Source organism: Nonomuraea sp. NPDC003709 (assembly GCF_040610775.1).
In the GTDB taxonomy this organism is placed as follows: domain Bacteria; phylum Actinomycetota; class Actinomycetes; order Streptosporangiales; family Streptosporangiaceae; genus Nonomuraea; species Nonomuraea angiospora_A.
On the sequence record NZ_JBEXMW010000011.1, the window covers coordinates 357160 to 375535 of the forward strand.

An 18376-nucleotide genomic window follows, 5' to 3' on the forward strand; every position below is an offset into this window, starting at 1 on the left:
ATCACGTGCCCTGTCAATATCATTGCGCCGGCGTCCCGTACACGCTGACCTCGGTGAGGTGGAACGACAGGTTGGCGGTGTTGTGCGTGCCGATCACCCGTACGTACCGGGCCTTCGCCTCGGTGGTCATCGTGTCCCCGGCGTCGGTCGCGGCCCGGGGGCCGCGGCGTCCTCCGAGGGTGTACCAGGTGACGCCGTCGAGGCTGCCCTCCAGCCGGTACTCGTAGTAGCGCCCGCCCCCGACGTAGTTGCGCACGTTGACGCGCGAGACGTCGTCGACCGTCCCGAGATCGACCTGCCACCAGGTCGTGTCCCAGGTCATCTGGCCGGCGAAGTACGGCGAGTTGGCCCGGCTGCCGTCGTTCGCGTGCTCGGGGCCCCGGTTCGGCTCCCAGCTCAGCGCCGTGACCGGCTTGCGGAGGCTCTGCAGGGTGTCCTGCGCGCCGTCGCGGGCGGTCGACGGGGCCGGCGCGGGATCGGTCAGCACGGCGATGGCCTGCTGACCGGTGTCCCGGTTGGCCGCGCTGGTGAACAGCCCGGCGTCGAGCGTGGCGCCGGCGCCCGGGACGCGAGCCGCCCCGATCACCGCCCAGTTCCTGCCGTCGCCGCTGCACGACCCGGTGAGCCGGTCGCCGGACCTGCCGACGCGCACGTGTACGGGCGGCGCGAACCCGCCCACCTCCGCGTACGAGTCGAGCTGCCCGTTGCCGTCGGAATCCCAGCTGAACACGCAGCCGTGGCCGGGAGTGACGGCGACGTTCGCGTAGCCGGTGGAGCCGGGGGTGGCCAGGTCGTCGCTCACCACCAGCCCGGACCGGGTCCAGTCCGACGCGCCGTCCTGGCGCAGCACCGTGCTGACGAGCTGCTGCCCGTCGGCCAGGGCGTCCGCGCGGTAGGCGGTGGCCAGCTCGTTGGTCTCCCGCCACAGGTCCGCGCCGCCCGCCGCGATCGCGATCCCGTCGCCGGTGGCGGCGAACTCGGCCTGCGTGTTGCTCATCGTCCGGTACGACGGGGGCGCGGCTCCGGCGACCAGCAGGCGGGTCGAGGCCGTGTCCCGCTGTTCGGCGTCGTCGGAGCGCCAGGAGGCGGTGGCGTCCAGCGCCGGGGTACCGCCCGGGGCCTTGCCGGCGGGAACGGTCACCGTCCAGGTCACGGTGAGCTTGTCGCGCGGTGCGACGTGGTCCGCGCGGGTCGGCGAGGTCGCCCGCACCTGGTATCCGCGCGGGGCGCTGAGCTGGAGCGTCACCCGGTCGGTGGGCCGCAGCGCGTTGTCGTTGGTGAACACGGCGGTGACCTGCACGGCCCCGCCCGGCTTGACGCCCTTGCGGTCGGCCCCGACGGTCACCGCGCCGTCGGGCAGCGCGGCCACCCGGCTCGCCTCGGTGTAGGCGTCGCCGCGCGGCTCGGAGGCGAGCTTGGTGCCGGCCTTGGCCCAGTCCTGGGCGGCGGCCATCCAGTCGATCGGCTCGGGATAGTCCTTGCCCGAGCGCAGCGCGGTCTTCAGGCTGTCGAAGAACAGCTGCCACCGCTTGGCGTAGTACTGCCCGACGAGACCGTTCATCTCCCTGCGGGCGTAGTCCTGCAGGCGGGCGCCGGAGGCCCAGAGCGTGACCAGCGACTTGAGGTTGTAGTCGAGGGTCGCCGCCTCGGCCGGGGTGGCGGCCTGCCGTCGGGCCTCCTTCTGCCATGCGCCGAGCAGGAAGTTCTCGTCGGTGCCGAGCAGCCGGTCCATCAGCCGCATCCGGTCCATCCACTGGCCGGTGAGACGCTCGAAGCGGTCGAGGTCCTTGGCGCGGTAGGCGGCGCGGATCTTGGGCAGCTGCAGCCGGCTGTGGTTGGCCAGCACCTGCCTTGCGACGTCGACGAGGTCGTAGCGGTAGGCGCCGGAGCCGCGCAGGCGCCGGTCGACCTGGAGCAGCTCGTCGAGCGCCTTGTCGAAGGCGGCGATGTCGTACTGCAGGGGGTAGCCGGTGTTCGCCAGGCCGGGCTCGTCGTCGTACAGGCCGGTGACGTGCCGGCTGTCGGCGCCGGCGGGCCAGCTGTAGACGGTGTCGAGGAGGATCCGCCAGGCCGCCTTGGCGTGCGGATCGTCGCCGCCGTACCGGGCGGTGGCGTAGTCGTCGAACCACTGCCGCATGTCGACCGGGCCGTCCTGCCACGGCAGGTCGGCGAAGAACGCGACCGCGGCCGGGTTGTTGTCGATGGCCTCCGGCATCAGCGCGATGCCGTTCATCGCCGTGCCGGACTTGCCGCGCCAGGCGTGGAACTTCTGGTTCCACAGCGTCAGGCGGGCGCCGAGGTTGAAGTGGCCGCCGAAGTTCCAGATGGTGCCGAACGCGTACCCGGTGCCGAGGAAGTCCTTGTCCCGGTCGGTGATGCCGGATTCCTCGCTGATGCCGTCGACGATGAACATCTTGGTCCGGTCGATGGCCTGGAGCGTCGCCGGGAGCGGGTTGCTCTGCCAGCCCAGGATCGTCCAGAGCGCGTCGGGGTGGGCGTCGTTCAGCGCCCGCTGCACCGCCTGCGACGCCTGCGCGACGTTGACCGTGCCGGCCGTGCCGCCCTCGTGCAGCAGGTCCATCTTGTACATCGTGCTGGGCCCGAACAGCTCGGTCTGCACCCGGTAGAACGTGGCGGCGACGCGGGCGAAGACCGGATCGGTCGGGTCGAGCCAGTGGGGGCGTTCGAGCTGGTTCCAGGTGCCCTGCGGGACGGTGTTGGCGCCCAGGTTGCGGACCTTGAAGTCGGTCGGCACGGTGCCGAAATAGCCGGGCAGCACGGGGACCATGCCCAGGGAACGCAGGCGGTCGGCCATCTTGCGGCCGAGTTCGATGCGCCGGTCGATGAGTTGCTGGGAGATCGGGCCGTCGGTGCAGCACATGTTCTGCAGCAGCCACCAGGACTGGTGGCCCGGCTGCGGGATCCACTCGCGCATCTGCTGGTCGGAGTAGCCGAACTCCATGAAGGTGCGCTGGTAGACCGCCTCCTGGCCTTCGTAGACGAGCACCTCGTTGATGCCGTGCAGCGCGAGGACGTCGATCCGCCGCTGCCACTCCGGCCAGCTCAGATACGCCCCCGCATAGCCCTGGTTGGTGTCGTTGAGGGCGAAGCGATGGTCCACCGAGGAGTCCTTGGCGATGGGAGCCGCGGGCAGCGGAAGGCGCTGGGGCAGGTCCACCTGGGAGCCGTTGATCGAGATGTCGGCGTGCGCCACCTGGCGCAGGTAGTGGCCGAAGCCGGTCAGCTGCACCGCGGGCGTCGTACCGGCGACGACGAGGCGGCCGTTCTCGGCGTACACCTCGAACCGGTCCCGGCCGGCGCCCTTGTCGATCGCGCGCAGAGTGACCTGCCTGGCGCGCGAGGTCCCGATCAGCCGTTCCAGGGCCTGCGCCGCCGGGCCGTCGAGCCGGGCGGACGCCTCCTGCGCGGGGGTGCCGGCCGCCGCCGCGGGCTGGGCGGCGAACGGGGCGGCGAGCATCGTGAGCAGGACGGCGAGCGCCGCCAGGAGCGGTCGCCGTCGGCGCGGTAACGGGGCGGCGGAGATCTGCGGTGTCATGGGGGGGCGGCCACCTCCGGGAGGGCGAACCTATTATGTAAAGACTTTTCGTAAGGTCTCTGCGAAATATAGTCAGCCGGAGACGACAGAAGGTCAAGAGGGGCGTTGATGACGGAGGAGCGGCCGGCGGGCACACCGGTCCTGCGGAGGATGAACCGGGCGGCGGTGCTCGACGCGGTCCGGCGGCGCGCGCCGGAGCCCGTACGGGTGGCCGAACTCGCCCGGCTGACCGAGCTCACCCGCCCGACGGTCGCCCAGGCGGTGGAGGACCTGCTGGCCGCCGGCTGGCTGCGGCAGGTCGCACCGCAGCAGGCCACGGTGGGCAGACCGGCCACGCGGTTCTCGCTGAACGGCCGGGCGGCGCCCGTGCTCGCCCTGGACGTCGGCCCGCACACCGTGACGGCGGGGATCGCCGACCTGGCCGGCGAGCGCCTCGCGCTGATCCGCCGGCCGGTCGGCCGTCGCGGCGCCCGGCACCTGCTCGAGGCGGTCGACGAGGCGACGGGCGCGGCTCTGGCGGCGGCCGGCCTGGCCGCCGAGCAGATCGCGGCGGTCACCGCGGCGACCCCGGGCATCGTCGAGGTGGCCACCGGCCGGGTGCTGTTCGCCCCGAGCGTGCCGGGCTGGCCGGAGATCGACCTCGCAGGCCGCCTGCGGGCTCGTTTCAGGTGCGCGGTCACGGTGGAGAACGACGCGAACCTGGCCGCGCTGGCGGCCGTCCGGCAGCACACCGGCGCGGGCACCCTGCTCGCGGTTCAGTGGGGCGAGCGGCTCGGAGCCGGGGTCGTCATCGACGGGCGGCTGCACCGGGGCGCGGGCCAGGCCGGCGAGATCGGCTTCATCCGGCCGATCGGCGACCTCCCCGACCCGGCCGGGGACGGCCGCGGGCCGCTGGAGCGGGCGATCGGCGCCGAGGCGATCGTCGATCTCGCCCGCCGCCGCGCCGCGGGCCAGCCGGAGTCCGGGCTCGCCCGCGCGACGGACGCGGCCGCCGTCTTCGCGGCCGCCGCCGACGGCGACCCGATGGCCGTGGAGGTCGTCGACCGGGTCGCCGCCGTCTTCGCCGAGGCGATCGCCCCCGCCGTCCTCGTGCTGTCGCCGCACGCGATCGTCATCGGCGGCGGCATCGCCCGCGCCGGCGCGGTCTTGCTGGACGCCATCGCCCGGCACCTTGAGGACCTGACCCTCACCCCGCCGAGCGTGGAGCTGTCGGAGCTGGCCGAGGGCACCGTGCTCACGGGCGCGATCCAGCTGGCCCTGGACGAGGTGTGGCGCGACACCCTGGCCGGCTGCTGACCTCGCGGTCAGTCGGACAGCGCCGCGCGCACCGCCATGGCGCGTTCCTCGGTGAAGACCCCGGTGTCGAGCAGGTCGAGGATCGACAGGACGCGGCCGCCCGAAGCCCAGCTGCCGTCCTCGATCACCCGGAAGTTCACCCACCACGCCGGGGACGGGGCCGGCAGGCCGCACGCCTCGGCCAGCGCCGCCAGGATGCGTTCGATGGCCTCGGCGCGCACCTCGCGCCGCCAGTCGGCGTCCATGACCGCCACGTCGACGACCATCACGTCCTGCTCGGCGTCGGCGAGCAGGGTGCCGCCGATCGCCATCATGTCGGGTGCGCGCTCCACGAAGTGAACCTGGAAGCCCACCCGGGCGGCCGGCGCGAGCTGCCCGACCTCCGGCACCAGGACCGCGTCGGTCAGCGTCCGGGCCAGCGCGCGGCGCTGCTCGACGCTGAGCCGTCCCTGCGGCGCGGTCACCGTGATCACTGTCATCGTTTCCTCCTGTGACGGTCGTCCTCAAAGGGCGAAATAGGCCCGCAGCCGTTCGACGACGGTTTCCGGCTCGCCGGTGATGGGCGTGGTGCAGGTTGATCATGGTGTGGGCCCGTTTCCGGTCGGGAGCGGGTCGCGGGCCAGGACGAGTTTGGTGGTACGGGCGGCATAGGCCGTGGGGGCGTCGTCCCAGTCCGCGAGCAGGGTGATGACGCGTTCGGCGGGGAAGCCGGTGCGGTGGACGAACTCCAGGAGGTCGGGCAGGGTGGCGCGGGCGTGGGAGACGCCTACCCGGAGGGTGGTGTCGGTGGCGTACATGCGCATGAGGGGGACGCGGGTGCCGGTCGCCAGGTAGTAGCCCACCGCGGTGCACACGCCGCCGGGAGCCGTCGCCGCCAGCGCCCGGCGCAGGCCCGGGGCTCGCGAGGTGGCCTCGACGACGATGTCGTACATGTCACGGACGGGGCCCGACAGTGGACGGGCCTCGGCGCCGAAGGATTCGGCGATCTGGCGCCGCCCGGGGGCGTCGTCGAGGTAGTGGACGGTCGCGGCGCCGTGGGCGACGGCGAGCCCGGCGGCGTACAGACCGATGCTCTTGGCGCCGCCGCCGAGGATGAGCACCTTCGCGCCTTCGCGGCGGGCGAGCGGCGGGACGACCGTCCGCCAGGCGTCGGCGAGGTTGTCGCTCGCCGCGGCGACGCGAAGCGGCGGTACGCCGTCCGGGACGGGGACGAGCATGTGGTCGGCGTGGGGGACGCGGATCCGGTCGGTGACCATGCCGCCCCACGGGCCGCTGGCGGGGCCGAAGCCGTAGGCGGCGAGGGTGCCGCGGGTACCTCGGGTGGTGGTGGCGCATTTGGAGGTGAGCCCGGCCAGGCAGCGGGGGCAGGTGCCGCAGGAGACCGCCCAGGGGACGACGACGGTCTGGCCGATCCGGATCCGCCGCACGCCGGACCCGACGGCGACCACTTCGGCGACGCACTCGTGGCCGATCGGGAAGGGCCCCTGGAAGGGGATCTTCCCGCAGATGGCAGCCACGATCGGGTCCACCAGGCCGAGCGCCATCCCCGCCTGCAGCGCTCGTGAGACCGGCCGGTGGATCGGGAGGGTGTCGCCGTCGCAGCGGCCGGCCAGGAACGGGCGGACGACGGCGTCGCCCGGCTCGGCCGGTCGAGGTGCGGGACGTTCGCGCCAGGCGAGGCGGCCGCTGCGCAGGAAGACGAGTTCGCGCACGCTGCCGGGGGTCATCGCCGCGCTCGCGGACCGACCGCCGCGGCCTCACGCATCCGTGGCGTCCTCGACCAGGCCGCTCTTGCGCCGGTCCGACAGCGCCCCCTCCGGGACGGTGACGTCGACGCGGAAGCGCGGCAGGTCGTCCTCGGCGGTCGTCTGCGCCCGCGCGGGCAGCTCGGTCAGGTAGCTCCACGCCTGGGCGCGGAAGAACGCCGTGTCCGGGGCACCCTCCCAGCGCAGCAGCGCCCGCGCGAGCTCCCGCTGAACCTCTGCCCGGCCCTGGTCGGTCAGCGCCCCGGACGGGGCGGTGAGCTGGATCATCGGCATGAGACACCTCCTGGGAGGAGAAGTTATGACGGTCGTTATAAGCGCTGCTCACGGTAGGCTATAACGCACGTTATAATCAACCTGGGGTACTACATGGCACAGCGGGAACCGCGGTCACGGGAGCGGATCATCTTCGGCGCGGCCGACCTGATCCGGCGGCGCGGCCTGGCCGGGAGCACGGTCCGGGATCTGGCCGCGCACTCCGGCGCGCCCCTCGGCTCCACCTACCACTACTTCCCGCGCGGCAAGCAGCAGCTGGCCGCCGAGGCGGTCCGGTTCGCCGGCGACCTGGTCGCGCGGGTCCTGGAGCGGGAGCTTCAGGCCGGCCCGGCGGCCGGTCTGCGCGCGTTCCTGACCTTGTGGCGGCAGACCGTCCTCGACAGCGACTTCCGCGCCGGCTGCCCCGTCCTGGCCGTCGCGGTCGAAGAACCACCCGCCGACGGCCCTCCCGAGGCGATCGACGCGGCCGCCGAGGTGTTCGGCACGTGGGAACGGATGCTCGCCGCGTCACTGCGCGACCACGGCGCCGGCCAGGCCCAGGCCGCCCAGCTGGCCACCCTGATCGTGGCGGCGACGGAGGGCACGGTGGCGATGTGCCGCGCCCAACGCGACATCCGTCCCCTCGACGACGTCACCGCCCAGCTCGAAGCACTCGTCCGGCACGCGACCGGCGGCCCTTGTCACCCTGGCGAGCGAACGACCTACCGCGAGTGACGATAGTTCTGGGATGCTTCGCCCTGGTACGAGCACGTCGCGGTCACGGTGGAGGCGGACGCATTGCGGCTGAACGGAGACGAAGGACTTGGCGCGCGATTCCGGGTGGAGCGGGGGGCGACCGTCCCCGAGGGCAGGGCCGAGGTGCTGTTCGCCCATGACGAGGAGCTGGACCTCCCCGTCGTGCTCAAGCGCACCCATTCGGGTGAGGCCCGCGCTCTCGCCAAGCTCCTTCATCCCCACATCGTCACCGTCCACGACGTCCTGACCGTGGACGACGGTCCTCGGGCCGGCACCTGGCTGGTCATGGAGCGGGTGCCGGCCGGAAGCCTGTCGGGCAGGAGGTTCTCACCCCAGGAGGCGGCCCGCATCGGCGCGCAGATCGCCGACGCGCTGACGGCGCTGCACCGCAAGGGGCTGATCCATTGCGACGTGAAGCCCGCCAACATCGTCATGGACGCCGAGGGGTTGGCGAAACTGACCGACTTCGACGCCGCGCGGCGGATCGGCGGCGTGGAGACGATCTCGCCCGAGCGCCCGATCTCCTACACGCCCGACTACGCCGGACCCGAGCTCATCGGCGGCCGCCCGGACCCGGCCTCCGACGTGTTCTCGCTCGGCGCCACCGTCTACGCGCTGGTCGCCGGGAATCCCCCTCGCCCCTGGGCCCACGGCGAAGGAGGCGAGCGCGTCCCCCACGACGACCGGCGAATGGCGGGATGGGCGGCACACCACGGCGTCATCGAGATGAGCGCGGACATCGGGCCGCTGCGTCCGGTGCTGACGGCGATGCTCCAGAGCGAGCCGGGCAGGCGGCCGGCCGCGGCCGGAGCCCGCGACGCGCTGCGCGGCATCGCCGACCCGCCCCCGCTGTGGCGGCGGACCCGCGATGCCGCCAGGCGCCGGTGGCCGGCGCTCACCGCGGGGGCGGCCGCCCTGGCGCTGGCCGCGACCGGGACCGCCTGGCTCGCCGACCGCGACGATCGCCCCACCGCTCCCCCGCCGGTCTCGACGCCCGGCTCGCCCCGCGAAAAGGCGGGGATCGTCGTGTCCAAAGGCCCCTCGACGACCTATGGCAGTTGCCGGAAGAACTGCGCCTTCGTCGAGTTCCGGGCCACCGGCCTCAAGCCGAACACGAAGTACGTCTTCCGGCCGTACACCGACAACTGGGGGGCGTTCAACCCTGGAGCGACGCTCACCAGCGACGAGAACGGCGAGCAGCACACCGACGACCGGTTCCCGTGCAGCGCGACCGGCCAGAAGGTGTGGATCGTCGCCGAAGGGCCGGACGGGGAACGAGTCGTGTCGAACAGGTTCACCTGGCCGGCCGGCTGAAGGGCGGCCCGTGAGGTCAGCCCTCCTGCTCGGTGGGGCGCACCAGCAATTCGTTGATCGCGACGCGCCGGGGCCTGGTCACGATGTAGCTGATCGCGTCGGCGATGTCCTCGGCCTGCATGCGCTCCACCGAGGAGAACCGCTGCTTGATCTGCTCCTGGATCTGCGGGCGATTGTGGCCGGTCAGCTCGGTCTCCACCGCTCCGGGCTCGACCAGCGACACCCGGACGTGCCGCCCGGCCAACTCCTGGCGCAGCGACTCGCTGAATGCCCCCACGCCGTGCTTGGTGAGGTTGTAGACCCCGCTGCCGCTGCGCGCCACCCGCCCGGCCACCGAGCTGATGTTCACCATGTCGGCCACCTGGCGGGGGCCGTCGGCGGCGGCCCGTACCAGGTAGGGCAGCGCGGCGTGCGCGCAGTAGAGCACGCCGAGCACGTTGACCTGCACCATGCGCTGCCACTCTTCGAGCGGCGCGTCGGCGGCCGGGCCGAGCAGCATCACCCCCGCGTTGTTGACCAGGGTGTCCAGCCGTCCGAGCTCGGTCGCGGTGCGCTCCACGACCTCCTTGGCCTGCCGTTCGTCGCCGACGTCGGCCACGAGCGTCAGCGCGGTCCCGCCCTGGCCGCGAATCTGGTCGGCCAGCTCCTCCAGGCGGTCGGCCCGCCTGGCCACCAGCGCGACGGTGGCTCCCTGGGCGGCCAGCGCCAGCCCGGTCGCGGCCCCGATGCCGCTCGACGCTCCCGTGATCAGCGCCACGGTGCCGTTCAGCCGATCCGCCATGGAAGCCCCCCGTCAGCCACGTTCGTGATTCACCTCGCAGATTACTCCGCCGCCCGCCGGACCCGATCTCGGGGCGGCGCGGCTCGCGTGAGGCCCCGGACCTGAGACGATGCAGGGCCTCACCCCCGTCAGGACCGGTCGCGCTCCTCGACGAGCTGGAGGGCGACGTCGATGATCATGTCCTCCTGGCCGCCGACGTAGCCGGCCTCGCCGACCCGCTGCAGGATCTCGTGGGCCGGTACGCCGTACCGCTCGGCGGCGCGCTCGGCGTGCAGCAGGAAGCTGGAGTACACCCCCGCGTACCCCTGGGTGATCGCCGAGCGGTCGGCGAACGGCAGGCGGTTCAGGAACGGCTTGACCACGTCCTCGGCGGCGGCCAGCGCGCCCTGCACGTTCACCCCGGTCGGGATGCCGAGCCTTTCGAAGGTGGCGACCAGCACCTCGGTGGGCGAGTTGCCCGCCCCCGCGCCCAGCGCGCACAGCGCGCCGTCGATCTGGCGGGCGCCGTTCTGGGTGGCCAGCACCGAGTTGGCGACGCCGAGCGAGAGGTTCTGGTGGCCGTGGAAGCCGACCTCCGCCTGGTGGCCGATCTCGCCGACCAGCGCACTGACGCGGGCCTGGGCCTCGCCGAGCACGAGGGCGCCGGCCGAGTCGACCACGTAGACGCACTGCGCGCCGCCGTCCACCATGATCCGGGCCTGCGCGGCCAGCTCGGCCGGGCCGATGCGGTGCGACAGCATGAGGAAGCCCACCGTCTCCATGCCCAGCTCGCGGGCGGCCGCGAAGTGCTGCAGCGACACGTCGGCCTCGGTGCAGTGGGTGGCGATCCGCGCCACGGAGGCCCCCGCGCCGTGGGCCTTGCGCAGGTCCTCGACCGTGCCGAGGCCGGGCAGCAGCAGGACGGCGATCTTCGCGCTCTCCGCCTCGTCCACGGCGGCGGCGACGAGCGTGATGTCGTCCTCCAGCGAGAACCCGTAGTTGAACGACGAGCCGCCCAGCCCGTCGCCGTGGGTGACCTCGATGACCTCCACCCCGGCGTCGTCCAGGGCGTGCACGACGCCGCGTACCTGCCCCTCGGTGAAGCGGTGGGCCATCGCGTGGCTGCCGTCGCGCAGGGTGGAGTCGGTGATCCTGATCTTGCCGGTCATGCGCCCACCTTCGCGAGTCGCTCGCCGACGCGGGCGGCCGCGGCGGTCATGATGTCGAGATTGCCGGCCCACGGCGGAAGGTAGTCGCCGTTGCCGCGGACCTCGAGGAAGACGGCGACGCGGGCCATGCCGTTCCAGATGTCGCGCGGCGGGTCGAACTGCGGCTCGGCCCGCAGGGTGTAGCCGGGCACGTACGCGGCCACCTCGGCCGCCATCGCCTCGATCGACGCGCCGATCGCGGTGGTGTCGGCGTCGGCGGGGATCGCGCAGAACACCGTGTCCCGCATGATCATCGGCGGGGTGACGGGGTTGAGGATGATGATCGCCTTGCCCTTGGCGGCGCCGCCGACCGTCTCGATGGCGCGCGCGGTGGTCTGGGTGAACTCGTCGATGTTGGCCCGGGTCCCCGGGCCGGCCGAGCGGGAGGCGATGGAGGCGACGATCTCGGCGTACGCCACCGGGACCACGCGGGAGACGGCGTGCACGATCGGGATCGTCGCCTGCCCGCCGCACGTGATCATGTTGAGGTTGGGCGCGTCCGACAGCGTGTCCAGGTTGACCGGCGGGCACACGAACGGGCCCACGGCGGCGGGGGTGAGGTCGATCGCGGTGATCCCCGCCTCGGCGTAGCGGGGGGCGTTGGCCGCGTGCGCCTTGGCGGAGGTGGCCTCGAAGACCAGGTCGGGCAGGGTGTCCTGGGCCAGCAGCCAGTCCACGCCGCCCGCCGAGGCCTCGACGCCGAGCGAACGGGCCCGGGCCAGGCCGTCCGAGTCCGGATCCACGCCCACCATGGAGTGGACCTCGACGGCCTGGCTGCGCAGCAGCTTGACCAGCAGGTCGGTGCCGATGTTGCCGGGGCCGACGATGGCCGCCGTCAGTCTGCTCACGACGCCTGCCTGAAGTTCGCGGTGACCGTGCCGAGCCCGGCGAAAGTGGCCGTCACGATGTCCCCCTGCTCGACTGGGATGGCCGCGGTGACCGAGCCGGGCAGCACGACGTGCCCGGCCTCCAGCGCCACCTTGCGCTCGCCGAGGACGTTCGCCAGCCACACCAGCGCGTTGAGCGGAGATCCGAGTACGGCGCCGCCGGCGCCCGTCTGGACCAGCTCGCCGTTGCGGTGCAGCAGGCAGCCGGTCAGCGCCAGATCGGCGTCCGCGAGCGGCGTCGGCCGGGTGCCGAGCACGAACCCGCCGCTGGAGGCGTTGTCGGCGATGGTGTCCGCCAGCGTGATCTTCCAGTCCGCGATGCGCGAATCGATGATCTCCAGGGCGGGCAGCACGAAGTCCACCGCGGCCGCCGCCGTCGCGGCCGTGACGCCCGGGCCTGCCAGCGGTCTCTTGAGGACGAAGGCGATCTCCGGCTCGATGCGCGGCTGCAGGAAGCGCGCGGCGTCGATGGGGGCGCCGTCCATGTACGCCATGCCGTCGAGCAGGTGACCGTAGTCGGGCTGGTCCACGCCGAGCTGGCGGCGCATCACCGCCGAGGTCAGGCCGACCTTGTGCCCCACGATCCGGGCGCCGCCCGCCCGCCACGCCTCCACCTGCGCGAGCTGGATCTCGTACGCATCAGAAACCGACATGTCCGCGTATGTCGTGGTGAGCGGCGCGATCGGGGTCCGCGTGGCGTACGCATCCAGCAGCCCGGTCACGGCGTCACCTGTGGAACGAGGGTCCATCGTGATCCTTCCGTTGTTCTCCCGGGCAGACCTTGCTGCTCGAAGGCGACGCCCGGCAAGCGAACCGTCCCGCCAGGCGGGCCGGGGGAACAACGGGCCGCGCGGCTTGTCGCGGCTTATCGTGGCTTGTCGCGGCTTATCGTGGTGCGAGCGCGGTGAAGGCTTCGTCCAGGAGTTCGACGAGGTCGAGCCGGCCGTCGGACGCGGTCCAGTGGTCGACGGCGATGTTCAGGCAGTCGAGAGCGGCGGCCACCCGCACCGACAGGACCAGCTCCGTGGATCGAGGGGCGGCCGTTCGCTCGGCGAGGGCCCGGGCCAGCTCGGGCCACCAGCAGTGCTGCTTCTCCCGGTGGCGCGCGCACAGCGCGGGGGTGTCCATGATGAGGCGGGTCGTCGCGAGGGTGCCGGCGGGGTCCTGGTGATAGAGCTCGATGACGGCGTCCTCCTTGGTGCCGAAGTAGCGCAGGAACGTGCTGCGGGAGACGCCGGCCGCCCATAGCTAACCTGACACTCAGTTTCATCTTCGACGCACTGATTCAACACTGGAGACCTGACACCGTGACTCAGACTCTCGGCCTCATCGGCAGCGGCATGATCGGCGGTACGGTGGCCCGCCTCGCCGTCGCCGCCGGCATCGACGTCGTCCTCAGCAACTCGCGCGGGCCGGAATCTCTCGCCGACCTCGTCGCCGAGCTCGGCGAGCACGCGACCGCGGCCACGCCCGCCGAAGCCGCCCGCGCCGGCGACCTGGTGGTGGCCACCATCCCCTTGCACGCCTACGGCCGGCTCCCGGCCGCGGACCTGGCCGGCAAGACCGTCATCGACACGATGAACTACTATCCCGACCGCGACGGCGACCTCCCGGAGCTGAGCGGCGGGACGCTGACCTCCACCGCCCTGGTGCAGCGGCACCTGGCCGGCGCCCACGTGGTCAAGGCGTTCAACAACATCGACTTCCACCGCCTGCTCACCCTCGCCCGCCCCGCCTGCGCCCCCGACCGCAGCGCCCTGCCGATCGCGGGTGACAACGAAGGCGCCAAGGCGCAGGTGGCGGGGCTCCTGGACGCGCTCGGCTACGACGCGGCGGACATCGGCAGCATCGCCGACAGCTGGCGCGTCCAGCCCGGCACCCCCGTCTACGTCCAGCCGTACTTCCCGTCGCAGCGACCCGAGGGGCTGGACTTCGAAGAGTCGTACCGCTGGTTCGTGGACACCCCCGGAGTTCCGGTGCCCGCCGACCAGGTCAAGAAGCTGGCCGACCAGGCCGTCCGCTAGCGCTTCGTGCTGACGCGCGGCCCGTTGTACTCGGCGTCGGTGACGTGGTCCAGCCAGGCGGCGTCGTCGCCTTCCCACATCGCGAGGTGGATCATGAACCGGTCCGGGGCGGCGCCGTGCCAGTGCTCCTCGCCCGGCGGCGTGTGGACGATGTCGCCGGGATGGGCCTCGATGATCTCGCCGCCACGCGACTGGATCAGCGCGACGCCCTCGACGATGTAGAGCGTCTGGCCGAGGCCGTGCGAGTGCCAGGCGGTACGGGCGCCGGGCGCGAACCTGACCATGTTCGCCCGCCCGCGGGAGGGGTCCTCGCCCCGGTAGATCACGTCGGCCCAGGCGTCGCCGGTGAACCACTCGGCGGGCAGCTTGGCGGTCGGCGGCTGTTTCACGATCTTCATGGATGTCTCCGTCCGCGAGGTGTCAGACAGCCGTCCGGGTCGGCGATGGCCTGCGCGCCTGACGGCTGCGTGTCCTGTGCCATGTGTCGTCGTCCTTTCGGCGGTTCAGCGGGTGGCCGCCGACGGGGAACGCGCCCCGGCAGCGGCTCATCGCCCATGAAACACCTGGTCAGGCACATGTGACAGGACCTGGTGTGACACGTACCCGCAGAACACCCTCTGTCGAGAGGTCAGGAATTCGTGACCTTGCGCAGCTGCTCCAGCGCGTCCGGATCGCTCAGCGCCGATCCCACGGCCACTCCCCTGCAGCCCGCGGCCAGGAAGGCGGCCGCGTTGCCGGCGTCGACACCTCCCGTGGCGACGAAACGGACACCGGGGAACGGCGCGAGCTGCGCCTTTATCCAGTCGGGCCCGAGCTGCGCGGCGGGAAACGCCTTCAGCCAGGTGAACCCGTGACCGAGGGCGGTGGCGATCTCCGTGGAGGTGGCCACGCCCGGCAGGTGCGGCAGCCCGAGCCGCAGCGTCTCCGCCACGACCTCGGGGTGGAGTCCGGGCGCGACGGTGAAGGCGGCGCCCAGGTCGCTGACGGCGGTCAGCTGCTCGGCCGTGGTGACCGTACCCGCTCCGACGCTCTTGCCGTTGGCCCGGGCGGCGTCCAGCGCCGCGCGCAGGGACGGCAGCGCGTCGGGCGTCTGCACGGGCACCTCGATGAGCTCGACCCCGAACGCCCAGGCGCGCTCGCACATGGCCACGGTGGCCACGGGGTCGAGGTGGCGGAAGATGCCCAGAATCGGGCAGCTCCCGAGGTGTGTGTCGAAGAAGTCAGCGGCGTCCATAGCGGTCTCCTCCCCAGCCCAGACTCTTGGAGATCTCGTGGGCCGCGTCGCGCAGGTCGTCGACGTACGCGCGCAGCTGTTCCAGTGGTGCGACCGCCCGCAGAGCGGTGATCGAGATGGCGTGCGTGACCTTGCCCCGGGCGTCGAAGACTGGCAGCGCCACGCAGTTGATGTAGTCCTCGTGCTCGCCGTCGTCCTCGGCCCAGCCCCGTTCCCTGGTCAGGGCGAGCTCGGCCGCGAGCGCCTCGGCGGTGGTGATCGTCGTGGGGGTGAAACGGGTGAACGTGATGCGCTCCATGACCCGCGCCCAGGTCGTGGCGTCCTGGTAGGCGAAGATGACCTTGGCGACCGCGGCGGTGTGCGGCTGGGCGGGCAGCCCGATGCGCGAGCCCATGGCCACGGTGCCCCGGCCGTCGATCTTGTCCACGTAGATGACCTGGTCCCCGGCCAGCTCTCCCAGGTGGACCGTCTGGCCGTAGCGCTCGCTCAGGCCGTGCAGGATCGGGTGCGCGAGCGAGCGGGCCTCGACCTGGTCCAGCGCGAGCTGGCCGAGCGCGATGAGCTGGAAGCCCATGCCGTACATGCCGCCGGGGACCCGCCGTACGAAACCGCCTTCCTCCAGCGTCTGCAGCAGGCGCAGCGCGGTGGACTTGTGCACGCCGAGGTGATCGGCGATCTCGCCGAGCGTGCGGTGACGTACGGAGACGAACCCGACGATGTCAATGGCCCGTGCGACGGTCTGCGACATGCTGGTGCGCTCCTTGTCCGAGCAGCGAGACGATCTCACCGGCGGGAGGAAGATCGGCCATGTCGGCCGGGGACGTCAGGACACGGGAGGCCGCGTAGTGTCCCAGCCGCAGGCGGGTGAGCTCGTCCCGGCCGTCGAGGAACCCGCTCAGCCAGCCGGCCGCGAAGGCGTCCCCCGCGCCGACGGCGTCGAGCACCTCGACCGGCGTCGACGGCGCTCGATGGACGCCCTCCGGGGTGAAGGCGACCGCCTCGATCGCGGCGTCCTTGACGATCAGGTACGGGGGCCGGTCGATGAGCCGGCGCACGCTCTCGGCGTCGGAGGTCCCCCACAGCGCCGCCGCCTCGTCGCGCCCGACGAAGACGATGTCGGCGCGCTGGGCGAGCTCCAGGAGCACGGCCGGGGCGTCGCCGTCCTTCCACAGGCTCGGCCGGTGGTTGACGTCGAAGCTGACCGTGGCCGGTCCGAGCGGCCGGTCGAACACGATGTGCCTGGTCAGCTCCAGGCACTGCGGGGAGATGGCCGCGGTGATGCCGGAGATGTGCGTGATCCTGGACGGCCGGGCGGCCCAGCCCGCGACCTCGGCCACGGTCATGGCCGAGGCGGCCGAGCCGCGCCGGTAGTAGTAGACGCGGGTGCCGGAGGCGGTCGGGTCCTTGAAGTACACGGCGGTGGGCCGCTCGTCGTCGCGGCGGACCAGATCGACGTCCACGCCGTGGCCGCGCAGCGCGTCGAGGACCAGGTCGCCGAGGGGGTCGCGGCCGACGGCGCTCGCCCAGGCCGTGGCGTGGCCGAGCCGGGCCAGCAACGCGGCGACGTTCGACTCCGCGCCGCCGGGGCGCAGGATGAACGCGCTGTCCGCGTCGAGGCGGCCGCCCGCCGTCGGGGTGACCATGACCATGGTCTCGCCGATCGCGAGCACGTCTGCGGGTCTCATCGGCCGCTCACCCTCCGCGGGCGCCGGCGTCCGAGGACCTGCCCGTCCGAGGGTTCCGTGATCGGGCCGTCCTGCTGAGCGATCCGATCCACCGCCGCCCACGTGACCACGCGCATGAGAGCACTCCTTCATTGCAAATACCGCAACGCCTATGCTGCATTTGCAATATAGCGGATAGCCCCCTTCTCGAGCCGGCCGACCGGGCCGGACACCCCTCAAGCGGCGCCGGGGTGGTCGAGCGCCTTGACGGCGGCCCCCTGGAGGTAGGCCCGGTAGGTGTCGAGCAGCGGGTCTCCGGTCCCGGCCATCCACGCGAGCAGGTCCTGCCGCGCCGCGTCGAGGTCCTTCCGGCGATCCGGGTCGCCGGCCAGGTCGGCCAGCGAATGCGGGTCGGCGTGCAGGTCGTAGAGCTCCTCGGGCGCCCGGTGCCGGTAGAAACGGGCGCGCTCGGCGAGCCGCTCGTCGCCGGAGGCGGCGGCGAGCATCGCCGGCCAGGTGCGTCCCATCATGTTCTCGGCCCGGTACTCCCGGGTGCCGTCGGACCACTCGTTCCAGATGTAGCCGAAGCGGTCGTCCTGCCGGCACCGCATCTCGTACCGGCCCTTCGCCGCCGTCTCGTGGAACACCGTGAACACCGCGTCCCTGCCGTCCTGGGGCTCCCCACTCAGCAGCGGGAGCAGGGTCCGCCCGTCCAGCCCGGCCGGTCCGGGCAGGCCCGCCGCCGCGCAGAACGTGGGGAACAGGTCGATCATCGACACGAACGCGGTGTTCTCGCGCCCGCCCGGGCGGGTCACCCCGGGCCAGCGGACGATCAGCGGGGTCCGGCTGCTCTGCAGGTAGCAGTTCGCCTTGGCGAACGGCACGGCGATCCCGTTGTCCGACAGGAACACCACCAGCGTGTCCCCCGCGGCGCCGCTCTCGTCCAGCGCGCGCAGCACCTCGGCGACGACGTCGTCGCAGCGGCGGGACGAGCTCAGGTACTCGCGGTACTCCCGCGCCACCTCCGGCAGGTCGGGGAGGAACCCGGGCACGCCTCCGACGTCGTCCGCCGGCCCGAAGACCTTCGACGGGGCCGGGTAGGAGGCCCTGGCCTCGGCCGGGAACCGATCCAGCTCGTCCTGGCTGCCGGAGTACGGCCGGTGCGGGTCGTGCGCGTTGGCCATGAGGAACCAGGGCCGCCCCTGCGCGGCCGCCTCCTCGATGAACCGCCGCGACGCCTCGCCGTAGGCGCGCGGATCGCGTCCCATCCCCAGCTCGCGCATGCCGCGCGTACAGTCCCAGCCGAACGCCTCCACCGGCTGCAGATGCTCCACCTTGCCGAGGATGCCCGACATGTACCCGGCCTCGCGCAGGACCCGGGTGAGCACCGGCACTCCGTCGGCGATCGGCTCGAAGCCCTGCGCGCCGTTGCGGTGCGGCCAGCGACCGGTCATGATCGCGGACCGGCTGGGCTGGCACACCGCGATGGCCACGTGCGCGCGGCCGAAGGTCATCCCCTCGGCGGCGAGCCGGTCCAGGGCGGGGGTCACCTCCGCCGGGCCGCCGAAGCAGCCCGGGGTGTCGCCGCCCATGTCGTCCGCGGTGATCAGCAGGATGTTCGGTGGCATGTGGTCTCCTCAGCGGCCGTTCACGTCATGG

The 18376-nt window shown here is 72.6% G+C and carries 18 protein-coding genes; 4 read left to right on the plus strand and 14 right to left on the minus strand.

Going from position 1 to position 18376, the window contains the following annotated elements:
• Positions 1–19: 19 nt before the first annotated feature.
• Positions 20–3556, minus strand: coding sequence for an alpha-N-acetylglucosaminidase TIM-barrel domain-containing protein (locus ABZX61_RS32310; RefSeq protein ID WP_355199907.1), 3537 nt, complete (start codon positions 3554–3556; stop codon positions 20–22).
• A 108-nt stretch (positions 3557–3664) separates the two neighbouring features.
• On the opposite strand from ABZX61_RS32310, the gene ABZX61_RS32315 reads away from it, so the two are divergent.
• The gene (locus tag ABZX61_RS32315) at positions 3665–4852 is read left to right on the plus strand and encodes an ROK family transcriptional regulator (RefSeq protein ID WP_355199908.1); all 1188 of its coding nucleotides are present in this window, start codon (positions 3665–3667) and stop codon (positions 4850–4852) included.
• 8 nt (positions 4853–4860) lie between these two features.
• Here ABZX61_RS32315 and ABZX61_RS32320 read toward each other — a convergent pair whose 3' ends face one another.
• From ABZX61_RS32320 to ABZX61_RS32330, 3 genes are all read right to left on the minus strand, one after another.
• Complete coding sequence (locus tag ABZX61_RS32320; RefSeq protein WP_355199909.1) at positions 4861–5331, minus strand: tautomerase family protein; 471 nt, start codon at positions 5329–5331, stop codon at positions 4861–4863.
• Positions 5332–5430: 99 nt separating this feature from the next.
• On the minus strand, positions 5431–6579 hold the full coding sequence (locus ABZX61_RS32325; RefSeq protein ID WP_355199910.1) for an alcohol dehydrogenase catalytic domain-containing protein: 1149 nt from the start codon (positions 6577–6579) through the stop codon (positions 5431–5433).
• A 30-nt stretch (positions 6580–6609) separates the two neighbouring features.
• The gene (locus ABZX61_RS32330; RefSeq protein WP_355199911.1) at positions 6610–6891 is read right to left on the minus strand and encodes a hypothetical protein; all 282 of its coding nucleotides are present in this window, start codon (positions 6889–6891) and stop codon (positions 6610–6612) included.
• 93 nt (positions 6892–6984) lie between these two features.
• On the opposite strand from ABZX61_RS32330, the gene ABZX61_RS32335 reads away from it, so the two are divergent.
• Together ABZX61_RS32335 and ABZX61_RS32340 are read left to right on the plus strand one after the other, a co-directional pair.
• A complete protein-coding gene (locus ABZX61_RS32335) occupies positions 6985–7605 on the plus strand; it encodes a TetR/AcrR family transcriptional regulator (RefSeq protein WP_355199912.1) in 621 nt (206 codons plus the stop codon).
• Between the two features lie 63 nt (positions 7606–7668).
• Complete coding sequence (locus ABZX61_RS32340) at positions 7669–8940, plus strand: serine/threonine-protein kinase (protein WP_355199913.1); 1272 nt, start codon at positions 7669–7671, stop codon at positions 8938–8940.
• 16 nt (positions 8941–8956) lie between these two features.
• Here the strand turns inward: ABZX61_RS32340 and ABZX61_RS32345 are convergent, their stop codons facing one another.
• The 5 genes from ABZX61_RS32345 to ABZX61_RS32365 form a co-directional block, all read right to left on the minus strand.
• Complete coding sequence (locus ABZX61_RS32345; protein ID WP_355199914.1) at positions 8957–9721, minus strand: SDR family NAD(P)-dependent oxidoreductase; 765 nt, start codon at positions 9719–9721, stop codon at positions 8957–8959.
• A gap of 128 nt (positions 9722–9849) precedes the next feature.
• On the minus strand, positions 9850–10869 hold the full coding sequence (gene dmpG, locus ABZX61_RS32350) for a 4-hydroxy-2-oxovalerate aldolase (RefSeq protein ID WP_355199915.1): 1020 nt from the start codon (positions 10867–10869) through the stop codon (positions 9850–9852).
• Positions 10866–11756 carry an acetaldehyde dehydrogenase (acetylating) gene (locus ABZX61_RS32355; RefSeq protein ID WP_355199916.1) on the minus strand — a complete coding sequence of 297 codons (891 nt, stop codon included), beginning with the start codon at positions 11754–11756 and terminating at the stop codon, positions 10866–10868. The genes dmpG and ABZX61_RS32355 overlap by 4 nt, the downstream gene beginning before the upstream one ends.
• Positions 11753–12544: a fumarylacetoacetate hydrolase family protein gene (locus tag ABZX61_RS32360; protein WP_355199917.1), complete on the minus strand. Its 792-nt coding sequence runs from the start codon at positions 12542–12544 to the stop codon at positions 11753–11755. The genes ABZX61_RS32355 and ABZX61_RS32360 overlap by 4 nt, the downstream gene beginning before the upstream one ends.
• 136 nt (positions 12545–12680) lie before the next feature.
• Positions 12681–13010 carry a hypothetical protein gene (locus ABZX61_RS32365; RefSeq protein WP_355199945.1) on the minus strand — a complete coding sequence of 110 codons (330 nt, stop codon included), beginning with the start codon at positions 13008–13010 and terminating at the stop codon, positions 12681–12683.
• Between the two features lie 92 nt (positions 13011–13102).
• Between ABZX61_RS32365 and ABZX61_RS32370 the strand changes: the two genes are divergently transcribed.
• Positions 13103–13819: an NAD(P)-binding domain-containing protein gene (locus ABZX61_RS32370; RefSeq protein WP_355199918.1), complete on the plus strand. Its 717-nt coding sequence runs from the start codon at positions 13103–13105 to the stop codon at positions 13817–13819.
• On the opposite strand, the gene ABZX61_RS32375 is transcribed toward ABZX61_RS32370, so the two are convergent.
• From ABZX61_RS32375 to ABZX61_RS32395, 5 genes are all read right to left on the minus strand, one after another.
• The gene (locus ABZX61_RS32375) at positions 13816–14217 is read right to left on the minus strand and encodes a cupin domain-containing protein (protein WP_355199919.1); all 402 of its coding nucleotides are present in this window, start codon (positions 14215–14217) and stop codon (positions 13816–13818) included. The two genes, ABZX61_RS32370 and ABZX61_RS32375, sit on opposite strands and share 4 nt — an antisense overlap.
• A gap of 230 nt (positions 14218–14447) precedes the next feature.
• On the minus strand, positions 14448–15053 hold the full coding sequence (locus ABZX61_RS32380) for a bifunctional 4-hydroxy-2-oxoglutarate aldolase/2-dehydro-3-deoxy-phosphogluconate aldolase (RefSeq protein WP_355199920.1): 606 nt from the start codon (positions 15051–15053) through the stop codon (positions 14448–14450).
• Positions 15040–15801: an IclR family transcriptional regulator gene (locus ABZX61_RS32385; protein ID WP_355199921.1), complete on the minus strand. Its 762-nt coding sequence runs from the start codon at positions 15799–15801 to the stop codon at positions 15040–15042. Before ABZX61_RS32385 ends, ABZX61_RS32380 begins: the two co-directional genes overlap by 14 nt.
• On the minus strand, positions 15773–16738 hold the full coding sequence (locus ABZX61_RS32390; protein WP_350735793.1) for a sugar kinase: 966 nt from the start codon (positions 16736–16738) through the stop codon (positions 15773–15775). The genes ABZX61_RS32385 and ABZX61_RS32390 overlap by 29 nt, the downstream gene beginning before the upstream one ends.
• A 215-nt stretch (positions 16739–16953) precedes the next feature.
• A complete protein-coding gene (locus ABZX61_RS32395) occupies positions 16954–18345 on the minus strand; it encodes a sulfatase (RefSeq protein ID WP_355199922.1) in 1392 nt (463 codons plus the stop codon).
• Positions 18346–18376: the final 31 nt, after the last annotated feature.

Bases quoted from the DNA above. Each gene is read 5' to 3' on its own strand.
- ABZX61_RS32310 (WP_355199907.1), bottom strand. From the start codon at position 3,556: ATGACACCGCAGATCTCCGCCGCCCCGTTACCGCGCCGACGGCGACCG.
- ABZX61_RS32315 (WP_355199908.1), top strand. From the start codon at position 3,665: ATGACGGAGGAGCGGCCGGCGGGCACACCGGTCCTGCGGAGGATGAAC.
- ABZX61_RS32320 (WP_355199909.1), bottom strand. From the start codon at position 5,331: ATGACAGTGATCACGGTGACCGCGCCGCAGGGACGGCTCAGCGTCGAG.
- ABZX61_RS32325 (WP_355199910.1), bottom strand. From the start codon at position 6,579: ATGACCCCCGGCAGCGTGCGCGAACTCGTCTTCCTGCGCAGCGGCCGC.
- ABZX61_RS32330 (WP_355199911.1), bottom strand. From the start codon at position 6,891: ATGCCGATGATCCAGCTCACCGCCCCGTCCGGGGCGCTGACCGACCAG.
- ABZX61_RS32335 (WP_355199912.1), top strand. From the start codon at position 6,985: ATGGCACAGCGGGAACCGCGGTCACGGGAGCGGATCATCTTCGGCGCG.
- ABZX61_RS32345 (WP_355199914.1), bottom strand. From the start codon at position 9,721: ATGGCGGATCGGCTGAACGGCACCGTGGCGCTGATCACGGGAGCGTCG.
- dmpG (WP_355199915.1), bottom strand. From the start codon at position 10,869: ATGACCGGCAAGATCAGGATCACCGACTCCACCCTGCGCGACGGCAGC.
- ABZX61_RS32360 (WP_355199917.1), bottom strand. From the start codon at position 12,544: ATGGACCCTCGTTCCACAGGTGACGCCGTGACCGGGCTGCTGGATGCG.
- ABZX61_RS32375 (WP_355199919.1), bottom strand. From the start codon at position 14,217: ATGAAGATCGTGAAACAGCCGCCGACCGCCAAGCTGCCCGCCGAGTGG.
- ABZX61_RS32380 (WP_355199920.1), bottom strand. From the start codon at position 15,053: ATGGACGCCGCTGACTTCTTCGACACACACCTCGGGAGCTGCCCGATT.
- ABZX61_RS32385 (WP_355199921.1), bottom strand. From the start codon at position 15,801: ATGTCGCAGACCGTCGCACGGGCCATTGACATCGTCGGGTTCGTCTCC.
- ABZX61_RS32390 (WP_350735793.1), bottom strand. From the start codon at position 16,738: ATGAGACCCGCAGACGTGCTCGCGATCGGCGAGACCATGGTCATGGTC.
- ABZX61_RS32395 (WP_355199922.1), bottom strand. From the start codon at position 18,345: ATGCCACCGAACATCCTGCTGATCACCGCGGACGACATGGGCGGCGAC.